This window comes from Streptomyces sp. NBC_01485, assembly GCF_036227125.1.
Lineage (GTDB): Bacteria > Actinomycetota > Actinomycetes > Streptomycetales > Streptomycetaceae > Streptomyces.
The window spans coordinates 259094-272375 of sequence record NZ_CP109435.1 but is presented as its reverse complement, the minus strand read 5'-3'; the positions used below and the strand labels follow the sequence as shown (position 1 = coordinate 272375).

General features: G+C 72.7%; 12 protein-coding genes. 9 read left to right on the top strand and 3 right to left on the bottom strand.

Translation table 11 applies throughout. The features are described 5' to 3' along the window. The first annotated feature begins 114 nt into the window (after positions 1-114). A complete protein-coding gene (locus tag OG352_RS01055; RefSeq protein ID WP_329213304.1) occupies positions 115-765 on the top strand; it encodes a phosphoribosyltransferase in 651 nt (216 codons plus the stop codon). Between the two features lie 16 nt (positions 766-781). Here OG352_RS01055 and OG352_RS01050 read toward each other — a convergent pair whose 3' ends face one another. Further along, entirely contained in the window at positions 782-1303 is a 522-nt protein-coding gene (locus tag OG352_RS01050; RefSeq protein ID WP_329213301.1) for a hypothetical protein, read from the bottom strand. 379 nt (positions 1304-1682) lie between these two features. On the opposite strand from OG352_RS01050, the gene OG352_RS01045 reads away from it, so the two are divergent. The 6 genes from OG352_RS01045 to OG352_RS01020 all read left to right on the top strand — a co-directional run bounded on the left by OG352_RS01045 (position 1683) and on the right by OG352_RS01020 (position 8718). Continuing rightward, positions 1683-2537, top strand: coding sequence for an ABC transporter permease (locus tag OG352_RS01045; protein ID WP_329223650.1), 855 nt, complete (start codon positions 1683-1685; stop codon positions 2535-2537). A gap of 41 nt (positions 2538-2578) precedes the next feature. After that, positions 2579-3439 carry a carbohydrate ABC transporter permease gene (locus tag OG352_RS01040; protein WP_329223647.1) on the top strand — a complete coding sequence of 287 codons (861 nt, stop codon included), beginning with the start codon at positions 2579-2581 and terminating at the stop codon, positions 3437-3439. A gap of 66 nt (positions 3440-3505) precedes the next feature. Beyond that, positions 3506-5155 carry an extracellular solute-binding protein gene (locus tag OG352_RS01035; protein ID WP_329213299.1) on the top strand — a complete coding sequence of 550 codons (1650 nt, stop codon included), beginning with the start codon at positions 3506-3508 and terminating at the stop codon, positions 5153-5155. A 55-nt stretch (positions 5156-5210) separates the two neighbouring features. Next, positions 5211-6266, top strand: a complete 1056-nt coding sequence (locus tag OG352_RS01030; RefSeq protein WP_329213297.1) for a LacI family DNA-binding transcriptional regulator — start codon at positions 5211-5213, stop codon at positions 6264-6266. A gap of 22 nt (positions 6267-6288) precedes the next feature. Continuing rightward, positions 6289-8214, top strand: a complete 1926-nt coding sequence (locus tag OG352_RS01025) for a DUF2264 domain-containing protein (RefSeq protein ID WP_329213295.1) — start codon at positions 6289-6291, stop codon at positions 8212-8214. Positions 8215-8265: 51 nt separating this feature from the next. After that, positions 8266-8718, top strand: a complete 453-nt coding sequence (locus OG352_RS01020; protein ID WP_329213293.1) for a flavodoxin family protein — start codon at positions 8266-8268, stop codon at positions 8716-8718. A gap of 48 nt (positions 8719-8766) precedes the next feature. Here OG352_RS01020 and OG352_RS01015 read toward each other — a convergent pair whose 3' ends face one another. After that, entirely contained in the window at positions 8767-9234 is a 468-nt protein-coding gene (locus OG352_RS01015; RefSeq protein ID WP_329213291.1) for a hypothetical protein, read from the bottom strand. Positions 9235-9643: 409 nt separating this feature from the next. On the opposite strand from OG352_RS01015, the gene OG352_RS01010 reads away from it, so the two are divergent. Further along, a complete protein-coding gene (locus tag OG352_RS01010; protein ID WP_329213289.1) occupies positions 9644-11914 on the top strand; it encodes a M4 family metallopeptidase in 2271 nt (756 codons plus the stop codon). Positions 11915-12126: 212 nt separating this feature from the next. Here the strand turns inward: OG352_RS01010 and OG352_RS01005 are convergent, their stop codons facing one another. Next, positions 12127-12831: a hypothetical protein gene (locus tag OG352_RS01005; RefSeq protein WP_329213287.1), complete on the bottom strand. Its 705-nt coding sequence runs from the start codon at positions 12829-12831 to the stop codon at positions 12127-12129. Positions 12832-13008: 177 nt separating this feature from the next. Here OG352_RS01005 and OG352_RS01000 point away from each other — a divergent pair, with 177 nt between their 5' ends. Further along, a complete protein-coding gene (locus OG352_RS01000; protein WP_329223645.1) occupies positions 13009-13281 on the top strand; it encodes a hypothetical protein in 273 nt (90 codons plus the stop codon). The last annotated feature ends 1 nt before the right edge of the window (position 13282 follow it).

Sequence of the window (13282 nt, the reverse complement as noted above, 5' to 3'; positions counted from 1 at the left end):
TCACCTGAACCCCCTGGTCGCGTGCATCGGCCGGCGGTCAGGGGGTACGCGGACGGCGGGTCACGGGGGCCCGTCCCTGCCCCGGACCCGGGTGAGGAAGGAGCCGCGGCCGCCATGCAGTTCCGTGATCGAAGTCAGGCCGGACAGGAACTCGCCGCCCTGCTGCGCACCCGGCAGGAGCGGGGCACCCTGCCCGACCCCGTCGTGCTCGCCCTGCCGCGCGGAGGCGTCACCGTGGCCGCGGAGGTCGCCCGGGTGCTCGACGCCCCGCTGGACGTGCTCGTCGTGCGGAAGATCGGCGCTCCCTTCCAGGAGGAACTCGGCGTCGGCGCGATCACCGGCGACGACGAGGCGCTCTTCGACGAGGACACCCTCGCCGGGCTGGGCCTCACCAGGAGCGTGCTCGCCCCGGTGGTGCAACGGGAACGCACGGAACTGCGTCGCCGCGAGCGGCTGTACCGCGCGGGCCGCCCCGCCCTCGACCTGCAGGGACACACCGTGATCGTGGTGGACGACGGGCTGGCGACCGGCGTCACAGCCCGCGCCGCGCTGCGGTCCGTACGGCGCCGGGCGCCCCGGCGGGTCGTGCTGGCCGTGCCGGTCGGCTCACCGGAGACCGTGGACCTCCTGCGCGCCGAGGCCGACGACGTGATCTGCCCGCACCGGCCGGCCCGCTTCATGGCCGTCGGCCGCTGGTACGAGGACTTCCGGCAGCTCTCGGACGCGGACGTGCTGGCAGCCCTGCGCACGGCTGCCCGGCGGTGACCTGTCGGCCCGGTCGTCACGTGCCGGTGCCGGGTGGCAGCCACTTCTCCAGGGCGTCGATGAGGCGATCGAGGGCGGGCTGGTCGGCGGAGCGGTCCGTCGTGACCGTACGGCCGTCGAACCGCAGCGTGTACTGGAACAGGTCGGCCGCTCCCGTGTTCCTCGTGACCGCGGGGACGTCGGCGAGCGCCGGATCACCGAGCAGCGTGCGCAACCTCGTGAACTGGGCCGGCGTGGTGCGGCGCACCCCGGACTCGCCCCGGTCGGTGGTACGGACGCTGCCGTCGCCCCGCAGGACCACCTCCCGGTTCACCCCGGCGAAGCCACCGCTGACGGTCATGGCCACCAACTGCTGGGAGGGGGATGGGGAAGAAGAGGGAGAGGAAGAGGGAGAGGAAGCGGGGGACGTGGCGGGGGCTGTCACCGTCGCGTACCCGGTGTCCGTCGGCTCCGCGGAGCTCCCGCCGCCTCCGGGAGAGCAGCCGGCCAGGGCCAGTACACCGGCCGCGCACACCATCGCCGTACTTCGAGTGAGCACCTGCACTCCTCGCGTGTCGATGCCTGAAGAGCCGTCACATCAGGGTGCCATGGTGTGGGTTCTGCCGTGAGTCGTGTTTGTGTGTGCAGCCGTGAATCCCGCCGTTGCCCAGGAGGCCCCCATGCAGGAGGAGGCGTTCCGCGGCCACTGATGCCGGCGACGGCCCCAACTCCCGGTCGTGTCAGAAGTGTTGACCGAGTCTCTGGAAACGTTTTAACTTCACCTCACTCGACCATCGAGGGGAGGAGACTCCGTGGCGACGCTGCTGCGCGAGAACCCCAGCAAGACGGAAGAGAGTGACTCGTCCCTCCGTCCGAAGCGGCGCCGAACGGACCAGAAACGTTTTCAGGGACGCCGCAGCCGGACCCTGTTCCTGCTCATGCTGCCGGGGCTCGCCTACTTCCTCGTGTTCCACTACGGAGCGCTCGCCGGGAACGTCATCGCCTTCAAGGAGTACGTGCCGTTCGACGGCCTCTGGGGCAGCCCATGGGTCGGACTCGGCAACTTCCAACGGATGTTCGAGGACGGCGAGTTCTGGGACGCGGTCCTCAACACGCTCTGGATCGCGGTCCTCCAGATCGTCTTCTACTTCCCCGTCCCGCTCGCCCTCGCCCTGCTCCTGCACAGCCTCACCTGGAGCACCGTCCGCCGCTTCGTGCAGTCGGTGGCCTATCTGCCGCACTTCATCTCATGGGTGATCGTCGTCGCCCTGTTCCAGCAGGTCCTGGGCGACACCGGCATGGTGAACGGTTATCTCGGCGACGCGGGCCTGCACACCGTCGACATCATCGGCAACCCCGACGCCTTCCGCCCGCTCGTCGTCGCGGAGGTGATCTGGAAGGACGCCGGCTGGGGCACGATCATCTTCCTCGCCGCGCTCTCCCAGGTCGACGAGCAGCAGTACGAGGCGGCCGCGATCGACGGCGCCGGACCCTGGCGGCGGTTCTGGCACATCACCCTGCCCGCCATCCGGCCCGTGATCGTGCTGCTGCTCATCATGCGGCTCGGCGACATACTCTCCGTCGGCTTCGAGCAGATGCTGCTCCAGCGCGACGCCGTCGGCCCCCAGGCCGCCGAGGTCATCGACACCTTCGTCTACTACCAGGGCATCGTCGGCGGCGACTACGGATTCGCCGCCGCCGCGGGCCTGTTCAAGGGCCTGGTCGGCGCCCTGCTCGTGTACGCGGCCAACAAGGTCGCCCACCGCCTCGGCGAACAGGGGGTCTACAAGTGAGCGGCCGGCAAGGAGGCAACGCCCACGTCCGGCCCGGCTGGATGGAGAAGCCGAGGCCCCTCACCCAGGCCGCGAAGGCCGCCGCCCTCACCGCGGTCGTCCTGCTGGTCTGCGTGCCCTTCCTCGTCATCCTCTCGACCTCGCTCGCCGCCCCGCGCGAGGTCGTCGCCAACGGCGGCTGGGTGCTGTGGCCGCGGCACCCCACCCTCCAGGCGTACCGGGACATCCTCGACGGCGGCATCGTCACCCACGCCCTCGCCGTCAGCGCCGGAGTCACCCTCGTCGGCACCGCGCTGAGCCTCGCCTGCACGGTCACCCTCGCCTACGCGCTCTCCCGCCCCGGCGTGTTCGGAGGCCGGCCGGTGCTGCTGCTGATCCTGTTCACCTTCCTCTTCCCGCCGGGCATGATCCCGGGCTTCCTGCTGGTCAAGGAGCTTGACCTGCTGGGAAGTTACGCCTCGCTGATCCTCCCGGTGGTGGTCAACGTCTTCAACCTGGTCGTCCTGCGCGGCTTCTTCCAGGGCATCCCGGAGGAGCTGTACGAGGCGGCCCGCCTCGACGGCGCCGGGGACTGGCGCGTGCTGTGGGCCGTCGTGCTGCCGCTGTCGAAGGCGGCGCTGGCCGTGGTCGGACTGTTCTACGCGGTGGCGTACTGGAACTCCTGGTTCTACGCCTCGCTCTACCTCGAAAGCGACCGCTGGCCGCTGCAACAGGTGCTGCGCACCTACGTCGTGGCCGGCTCCGGCCTCACCGACACCACCACCGGCGAGGCCGCCGTCAACGCGCCGCAGACGATCCAGATGGCCGTCCTGGTGATCGCCACCGTGCCGATCCTGCTCGTCTACCCCTTCCTCCAGAAGTACTTCACCAAGGGCGTGCTCACCGGCGCCGTCAAGAGCTGAGCCACCACCTCGGAACCACGTCAGTACTCCACACTCCAAGAGCCGCACGCGGAAAGGTCATTCGTCATGCCCAGCATGTCCCGACGCACGCTGCTGCGATCCGTGGCCGCGGGTGGCGCCGCCGTCGCCGCCCCCGGTCTGCTCACCGCCTGCTCCACGAGTCCGGACGACACAGACGTCTCCAACGCGGGCAAGGAACTGGCCCCCTGGCCCGCCTACGCCGCTCCCGCCGGACCCCGCCCCGACCTCGCCCCCACCGACGCGGGCGTCCAGGCCGGCTTCACCTCCTACCCTTCGTCCCTGGTCACCTCGGTCGCCCGTACCCCCGGCGACGGCTCCACCGTGAAGGTCCTGACCGTCACCTTCGGCACCCCGCCCAAGCCGGCGGCCCAGAACCAGTACTGGCGGGCCGTCGAGAAGGCCCTCGGCGTGAAGATCGAGTTCACGGTGGTCCCGCAGGCCGACTACCAGAAGAAGATGGCCACCGTGATGGCCGGCGACCCCGACTCGCTGCCCGACGTCATCAACGTCTTCGGCGGGTTCACCCTGCCCCGCGAGGCCCAGTTCGTGCAGCGCAGAGCCGAGGACCTCACCCCCCACCTCTCCGGCGCGGCGGTCGGGGACTACCCCAACCTGGCCGGCATCCCCACCCACGCCTGGCACGACATGGGCCGCATCGGCGGACGGCTCTACGGCATCCCCCTCGAACGCCCGCTGCCCGGCTCCACCCTCTGGCTCAACCAGGGCCTGTTCACCGAGGCCGGCATGAAGGCCGGCTGGACCTCCACGGACTTCGCCGCCGTGGCCAGGAAGGGCACCCACGGCAAGCGGTACGCGCTCGGCGCCTCCGTCGGCTCCCTCTTCGGCAACGCCGTCCACGCCGCCGCCCACCACGCGCCGAACGCCTGGGCGGTCGACAAGAACGGCACCTTCCACGCCAACTACGCCGACGACCGCTACAAGGCCGCCGTCGCCTTCCAGGCCCGGCTGCGCGAGAACGGGTCCTACCACCCCGACGCCACCTCCATGTCGCAGGCGGACCTCAGCACCCTCTTCCTCAACGGCACCGTCGCCTCCCTCCAGGACGGCTTCGGCGCCTACCAGACCCGCTACCCCGACGCCGAGGGCCTGCTGACCCCGGCGCCGGCCCTGCCGTACAGCGTGGAGGGCACCCCCGGCGGCATCGTCGCCGCCCGCCGCTCCTTCGGCTACACGATCCTGAAGAAGGCCGGCAAGGAACGCGTTCAGCTCCTGCTGCGCCTCCTCGACCACCTCGCCGCCCCCTTCGGCACCAAGGAGTGGGAACTCCTCCACCACGGCCTGGAGGGCGTCCACTTCACCCGCGGCACGGACGGCTCCCCGCGGGCGACGAAGCTCGGCGAGGTGGAGAACGTCTCCAACCTGCCGTTCCGCTACCTGGCCGAGGGCCCCCAGGTGCTGTACCTGCCGGGGCGGCCCGACGCCGTACGAGCCCTGCACACCTGGCAGCAGGCGGTCGTCCCGGTCGCCATCCGCAACGCCTCCTTCGGCCTCAAGTCCCGCACCGAGTCCTCCCAGGGAGCCACGCTCAAGGCCCTGATGGACGACACGATCACCGCCGTCGTCGCCGGCCGCGCCCCCATGGCGGAGTACGACGAGGCGGTACGCAAGTGGCGGTCCCGGGGCGGCGACAGAATGGCCGGGGAGTACGCCGAGGAGTACGACGCCAACACCTGAGTCGACGGCGGTGGCAGCGGCGGACGTGGACATGGGCGAGGGAACGGGGAGCGACATGGCGGCACAGCGGCGCGTGACCATCCGTGAGGTGGCCGAACGGGCGGGCGTGTCCGTGGCCACGGTCTCGCGCGTGCTCAGCGGCAACTACCCGGTACCGCCCGCCACCCGCACCCGGGTCCTGCGCGCCGCCCGCGCCCTCGACTACGTCGCCAACGCCCACGCCCGCGCCCTGGTCGGCGGCGGCCGCAAGACGGTCGCCGTCGTCCTGCGCCAGGTCACCAGCCCGTTCTACGCCCAGGTCGCCGAGGGCGTCGAGGCGGAGGCCGCCGCGCACGGCTGGCTCTGCCTGGTCGGCACCACCGGCGGGGACCCGCAGCGCGAGCTGGCGTTCGTGCAGCTCATGAGGGAGGAGGGCGCCCGGCTGGTGATCCTGGTCGGCGGGGTCGTCGAGGACGACGCCTACCGCGAGCGCGTCGCCCACTACGCCCAGGCCCTGGACGCCGCCGGCGCCCGTCTGGTGCTGTGCGGACGGCCCGCCCCCGACCCCCGCATCCCCGCGCTGGTCGTCGAGTTCGACAACGAGGCCGGGGCCCGCGCCCTCACCGGGCACCTGCTCTCGGCCGGCCACCGCAGGATCGTCTTCCTCGGCGGACTGCCCGGCAACACCGCCCTGGACGCCCGCGTCCGCGGCTACCGCGCCGCCCTCGCCGAACACGGACTGCCGCCGGCCGCCGCACACGTCGTCGACTGCGGCCTCGGGCGGGCCGCCGGGCTCCGCGCGATGGCCGAACTCCTCAAGGAACGCCCGGAGTTCACTGCCGTCTTCGCCGGGGACGACATGGTCGCGGCCGGCGCCCTGCGCGCCGTCGCCGAGGCCGGACTGCGCGTCCCCGACGACATCTCCGTCGTCGGCTACAACGACATACCGCTCGCCGAGGACTTCCACCCGCCCCTCACCACCGTCCGCACGCCCGCCGAGGAACTCGGCCGCGCCGCCGTGCGCATCGCCCTGCGCGACCCCGAACACGCCGCCGGCACCCACCATCTGCTCGGCACCCACATCGTCGTACGCGACAGCGTCGCCGCGCCCCCACCCGGGCGCGCGCACTGACCCACGGAGGTACCGCCCCCGTATGACCGCGCCGCACCCGTCGGCCGACGCCGGCCAACTGCCGCCCCCCGACCACGACTTGTCCCCCAGGACCGGCTACACCCGCGCCCACTGGGAGGCCGCCGCCGACCGGCTGCTCGCCGCGCTCCGGCCGTACGCCACCCCAGGCCTCGCCCAGTACCGGCTGCCCGGCCGCACCGGTCACTCCGGGGCCTGGTCGGACGGGCTGGAGGGATACGCCCGCTCGTTCCTGCTGGCCGCCTTCCGCATCGCGGGCTCGGGCGGAGCCGTCGGCCCCGCGCTGATCGAGCGCTACGCCGCCGGGCTCGCCGCCGGAGTCGACCCCCGCCATCCGGAGCACTGGCCGCCCGTCACCGACCGCTCCCAGCCCATGGTCGAGGCGGCCTCCGTCGCCCTCGCCCTGCACGAGACCCGCCCCTGGATCTGGGAGCAACTCGCGAGCAAAACAAAGGAGTTGACCGTCGACTGGCTCGGCGGCTTCGTCGGCGCCGCCGTCAACGACTCCAACTGGCGGCTCTTCCAGGTCATCGTCGAGGAGTTCCTCGCCTCCGTCGGCGGTCCGCACGAGCGCGCCGAGATCGACGCGGGACTCGACCGCCTCGACGACTGGTACCGGGGCGGCGGCTGGTACACCGACGGCGACGGCCGGAAGTTCGACTACTACAACGCCTGGGCCCTGCACCTCTACCCCGCCCTGTGGGCCCGCGTCGCCGGCCCGCGCGCGGACCCCGCCCGCGTCGCCGTCCACCGCGCCCGGCTGCGCGAGTTCCTCGGCGTCCACCAGTACTTCTTCGGCTCCGACGGCGCCCCCGTCCACCAGGGCCGCTCCCTCACCTACCGCTACGCCACCGCCGCCCCGCTGTGGGCGGGCGTCCTCGCCGACGCCACCCCGCTGTCGCCCGGCCGCACCCGCCGCCTCGCCTCGGGCGCCCTGAAGCACTTCACCGACCGCCAAGTCCCTGATGAGCAGGGCTTGTTGAGTCTGGGCTGGTACCGGCCCCACCTTCCCGTCACCCAGCCGTACTCGGGACCGGCCTCCCCGTACTGGGCGAGCAAGGCCTTCCTCGGTCTGCTCCTGCCCGCCGACCACCCCGTGTGGACGGCACCGGAGGAGGCGGGCCCCGTCGACACCGCCGACCGGTACCTGGCCCTGCCCGCACCGGGGTGGCTGCTGCACTCCACGGCCGCCGACGGGATCGTCCGCCTGGTCAACCACGGCTCCGACCGGCTTCCGCCGCCGCCCGCCGCGTCCGACGACAGCCCGCACTACACGGGCTTCGCCTACTCCTCCGCGACCGCCCCCCAGACCCCGCCCCCCGGCGAACCACCCGGCCCCGACAACCGCATCGCCCTGCTGACCCCCACCGGCCCGTCCCGCCGCGGCCGTATCCACCCGCTGTACGCGGACGGCCGGCGCGCGGCGTCCTGGCACACCCCGCTCGGCCCGGACGGCGACGTGCGCGCGCGCATCACCACGGCGAGCGTGGTGCGCGGACCGTGGGAGGTCCGGGTGCACCGCGTCGAGGCCCGGTCCGGCACCCCCGTACGCGAGGGCGGCTGGGCGGTGGCCTGTGACGACGCCCCGCCCGCCGCGCTGACGGGTGAGGCCTGGGCGCAGGCCCGCCGCGCCGACGGCCTGACCTCGGCCCTCGTCGGCCTGCTCGGCTGGGACGACGTCACCGCCGAAGTGGCCCGGGCCCGCGGCCACAACGCCTACGGCGACCACTCGGCCGTTCCGCTCTTCACTACAACGCACCCGGGCGGCACCCTGCTCGTGGCGACGCTGGTGGTCCTCACCGCCGACCCCCTCGTATCGGCGGACCTACAGAGGGGAGCCTGCGCGGTCCCCGTCCCGGACGGCCGCCTGGAGATCCGCTTCCCGGACGGCACCACCGAGACCGTCACCCCGCCGCCCGGTCCGGCGTGAACGCCGTCACCGCTTGCGGGCGACCCGGGGGAGCGGGCAGGGTCTTGTGCCGTGGCCACCTTGCTGATCGTCCATCACACCCCCTCGCCCAACTGCCAGGCGCTCTTCGAAGCGGTCGTCTCGGGAGCGACGGCACCCGGGATCGAGGGTGTCCGCGTCGAGCGGCGGGCGGCCCTCGCCGCGACCGCCTCCGACGTCCTGGCCGCCGACGCCTACCTGCTGGGCACCCCGGCGAACCTCGGGTACATGTCGGGCGCGCTCAAGCACTTCTTCGACCAGGTCTACTACCCCTGCCTCGACACCACCCGCGGCCGGCCCTTCGGCTACTACGTGCACGGCGGCAACGACGTCACCGGCGCGGTACGCGGCATCGAGGCCATCACCACGGGCCTGGGCTGGCGACGCGCGGCCGAGCCGGTCGCGGTCACCGGGGAACCGGGCAAGGCGGACATGGCGGCCTGCTGGGAACTGGGCGCGACGGTCGCGGCCGGCCTGATGGACTGACCTGACTGACTGGCCGGGGCCCGTCAGCCGGTCGGCAACGGGGTCGGTTCAGTTCCACAGCGGATACGTGACGACCCGCCCGAACTGCTGCGGCCGGTCGCCGGGGTAGGTCAGGGTGATCCGGCTGTAGTGCTGCATCCGCGGGTTCTTCTTCCAGGGCTGCGGCCGGTCCAGCTTCACGACGACGGCGTACCGGTGGAAGGCGCCCGCCGCGCAGTACGGGTCGCAGTCGTTGACGACGTTGACCCCCCTGGCGTGCGCCGACTCCGCGCCCCAGCTGTCCCAGTGCAGCGACACGAGCCGGCTGTTGCCGTCCCCGCACGCCAGGATGAAGTCGCCGGGCCGCACCTGGGCGTGCCCGAAGCAGTCGACCAGGACGGGCGCCGTGGCCTGCCGCACCGCGGCCTCGCGCCCCGTGGGCGGCGACGCGGCCGACGCGGCCGTGGCCGAGCCGACGGTCGCCGTGAGGCCCAGCGCCGCACAGAGCATGACCACTGTTCTCGTCGTGTGTCGCATGTCCGCTCCTGCCCGCCCGAACCGGGACCCGCCGGTGCCGCGCCCCGATGAGGTTCGCTCCCGACGCTACGACGGCGAGCGGAACGCGACCACTCGAACGGACCATGCCCCCGGCAGGGGCGGCGCACGCCCGCGGCCGAAAACGTGCGCCGGGCCGTCCGAATCGGTCCGAATCCCCAGTTGGTCATGGTCATTTCAAGCCGTTGTCTTGGCATTCCCATGACAAAGCTGTGCACGCGGTGCCAGTCTGCTGCCGAAGTTCACCGTTCCTTCACACCCGCATCATGCGGGGCCCCCTCACTCGCCCCACCCGCCTGCCGTGCAGCGCCCCGGACCGGCCCCGACCCCGCCGGTCCGCCCCCACCTCGGCCTCCACCACGGGCCGACCGTCGCACACAAGGAGAACGCGTTGCCCCGTCGACACCGTCCCACCCTCCGGCGCAGACGCTCCACAGCCCTCGCGTTGACGACCATCGGCACCCTGCTGGCACTGGGTGCCCCGGCCGGCGCCGCCGGCGCGGCCCCCGCCGACCCGGGCCCGTCCAAGATCACCGCCACGCCTCGCGCGGGAGCCGCCACGAAGGCCCTGTCGCCGGCCGGCCGCGCCGCAATGATCAAGAGCGCGCAGACCACGGCCGGTACCACGGCCCAGCGGCTCGCCCTCGGCGCGCAGGAGAAGCTCGTCGTCAAGGACGTCGTCCAGGACGCCGACGGCACCACCCACACCCGCTACGAGCGCACCTACGCCGGGCTGCCCGTCCTCGGCGGCGACCTGGTCGTGCACGTCAAGAGCGGCCGTACCACCGTGACGAAGGCCAGCGGGGCGACCCTCGCGGTGCCGTCGCTCACCCCGAAGCTCTCCGCGGCCGCCGCCACCGGCAAGGCCCTCACCGCCTCGAAGAACGCCGCGGTCAAGGGCTCCGAGACCGGCAGCGCGCCCCGGCTGGTCGTCTGGGCCGGCACCGGCAAGCCCGTCCTCGCCTGGGAGACGGTCGTCGAGGGCGTCCAGCGGGACGGCACGCCCAGCAAGCTCCAGGTCGTCACCGACGCGACCACCGGCAAGCAGCTCCTCGCCGCCGAGCAGGTGGAGACCGGCTCCGGCACCGGCCAGTACAGCGGCACCGTCCCGCTCGGCACGACCCGGTCGGGATCGACGTACCAGCTCACCGACGGCGGCCGGGCCGGACACAAGACGTACGACCTGAACCAGGGCACCTCGGGCACCGGCACCCTCTTCACGGACGACAACGATGTCTGGGGCGACGGCACCCCGGCCAACCGCCAGACCGCCGGTGTCGACGTGGCCTTCGGCGCCGCGGCCACCTGGGACTACTACAAGGACGTGTACGGCCGCAACGGCATCCGCAACGACGGTGTCGCCGCCTACAGCAGGTCCCACTACGGCAGCAGCTACGTCAACGCCTTCTGGGACGACAGCTGCTTCTGCATGACGTACGGCGACGGCTCGGGCAACACCCACCCGCTGACCTCCCTCGACGTGGCCGCGCACGAGATGAGCCACGGCGTCACCGCCGCCACCGCCGACCTGACGTACTCGGGCGAGTCCGGCGGCCTCAACGAGGCCACCTCCGACATCTTCGCCGCCGCCGTCGAGTTCCACTCGAACCTCGCCAACGACCCGGGTGACTACCTCGTCGGCGAGAAGATCGACATCAACGGCGACGGCACCCCGCTGCGCTACATGGACAAGCCCTCCAAGGACGGCGACTCCCGCGACAACTGGAGCTCCACCCTCGGCAGCGTCGACGTCCACTACTCCTCGGGCCCGGCGAACCACTTCTTCTACCTGCTCTCCGAGGGCAGCGGCGCCAAGACCGTCAACGGCGTCGCCTACGACAGCCCGACCTACGACGGCCAGGCAGTCACCGGCATCGGCATCGAGAACGCCGCCGCCATCTGGTACCGGGCGCTGACGACGTACATGACGTCCAACACCAACTACGCGGGCGCCCGCACCGCCACCCTCCAGGCCGCCGGCGACCTGTTCGGCGCCTACAGCCCGACCTACCTCGCCGTCGCCAACGCCTGGGCCGGCATCAACGTCGGCGGCCGGATAGCCCTCGGCGTCAACGTCGCCCCGATCGCCGACCAGATCAGCGGCGTCGGCCAGGCGGTCAGCCTCCAGGTGGACGCGTACACCACCAACTCCGGGGCCGGCCTCACCTACGAGGCGACCGGGCTGCCCGACGGACTGAGCATCAGCCCGAGCGGTCTGATCACCGGCACGCCGACCACCCTCGGCGGCGGCGACGTCACCGTCAAGGTCACCGACGCCACCGGCGCGTCCGTCACGGACACCTTCACCTGGCGCATCGCGTACATCTACGCCAACGCCACCCGCGTCGACATTCCGGACAACGGCGCCGCCGTGGAGTCCCCGGTCACCATCGCGGGCCGTGACGGCAACGCCTCCGCCACCACCTCGGTGTACGTCAACATCGTGCACACCTACCGCGGTGACCTGACCGTCGACCTCGTCGGCCCCAACGGCACCGTCTACTCCCTGCTCAACCTCAGCGGCGGCTCCGCCGACAACGTCGACCAGACGTTCACGGTCAACGCCTCCGCCCAGCCCGTCAACGGCACCTGGAAACTGCGCGTCCAGGACCACGCGTCGATCGACGTGGGCTACATCCAGCGCTGGCAGCTCACTCCCTGACCGGAGTCCGCCCCGCACCGCCGCCCGGGCCTTTCAAGGCCCGGGCGGCGGTGCGTGCAAGGGGGGCGTTCAGGGTTGGCCCTCCGAGACGGACGACGCACGCCTGACCGCCCTGGGCGCCTCCCTCGAACGCGACGACCCACGGTCCGGTGAGATCCGGCGTTGACCCCAAGGGTGTGCGCGGTGACCTGACGGTCTGAGGCCGGCGGTCCTCACGTACGCCGGGGCGCGGGGACGACCCCGCCCGCGAGGTGGGCCAAGGGCGTGCCGCACGCCCACAGGCGGAGCCGGGGGCCGTCGATCAGATACGTGCGGCCCTCGCGCGAGGCCCACACCTCGTCCCGGTGCGTGAACGTGCCCCGGTGCACGACGAGTCGCAGCGGGGGACCGGCCCGGCCGCGGGCCCGCATCCGCGCCCGGCAGGAACAGGCCGCCTCCTCGTCGGGCAGCGGCTCGGCCACCGGACGGAACGCCACGTCGAGCAGCAGCCCCCGGCCGTCACGGGCGGCGAGATGCAGGGCGTCGTGACGAGGAGGCGGCAGCACCCGCCAGCCGTCCCGCCGGAGCATCCGGGCCACGGCGACCATCAGCGCGGGCATGTCCAACTCGGCCAGCTCCTCGGCGGTGTAGTACCCACCCCGCCGCCGGGCCGGCCGACGGGACCGACGCCGTACGACGACGGCGACGACCGCGAGCGGCACGAGGAGCAGCGCGCAGACCGGGCCGCCGAACGCGCGGGAGAGCAGCACGAGTCCCGCGACCGCGCCGCACACGACGGCGAGCAGCGCGGCGAGCGCCGGCAGCACCTCGCGCAACCGTGGCCCGTAGCGCCCCGACGCCCGCAGCTCACGCACGGTCCGCCGACGCCGGGCACGCACCGACTCGCCGGCCGGCCCCCGCTCCCGCCCACGTGCCATCAGGGTCGGCCCCCCAGCCCTCACACAACGACGTGTAAGGGGTGGATACCCGCCGAGCCGGGACATGCCCCCGGACACCACGTTTCCGCCACGGTCTTGGCCGAAGAACGCCCAAGGAGGCGACAGCGCGACGACGACGGGCCGTTGATGTCAGTGGTGGGTGACAAGCTGCTGGTCATGGACGAGGTTGAGTTCTTGCGGGGCCGGGTCTACGGCGCCGACCACGAAGACGCCGGCCCCCGCCCCGACCGCGTGTACGCGCACCTGGTGGGCGGCCCGCTGGACGGGCTGCTCCTGGACGTCACGGACCGGTCCGACCGCGAACTGCGCGAGGTGGCGCTGACCACGGAGATCGGCCGCTACGGCCCCGGCGGCAGAGCCCTGTACGGGCGGCGCGGCACCGGCGACAACCGGCTCGACTGGCGGGGCGACACCCCGGGCGCGCCCTGAA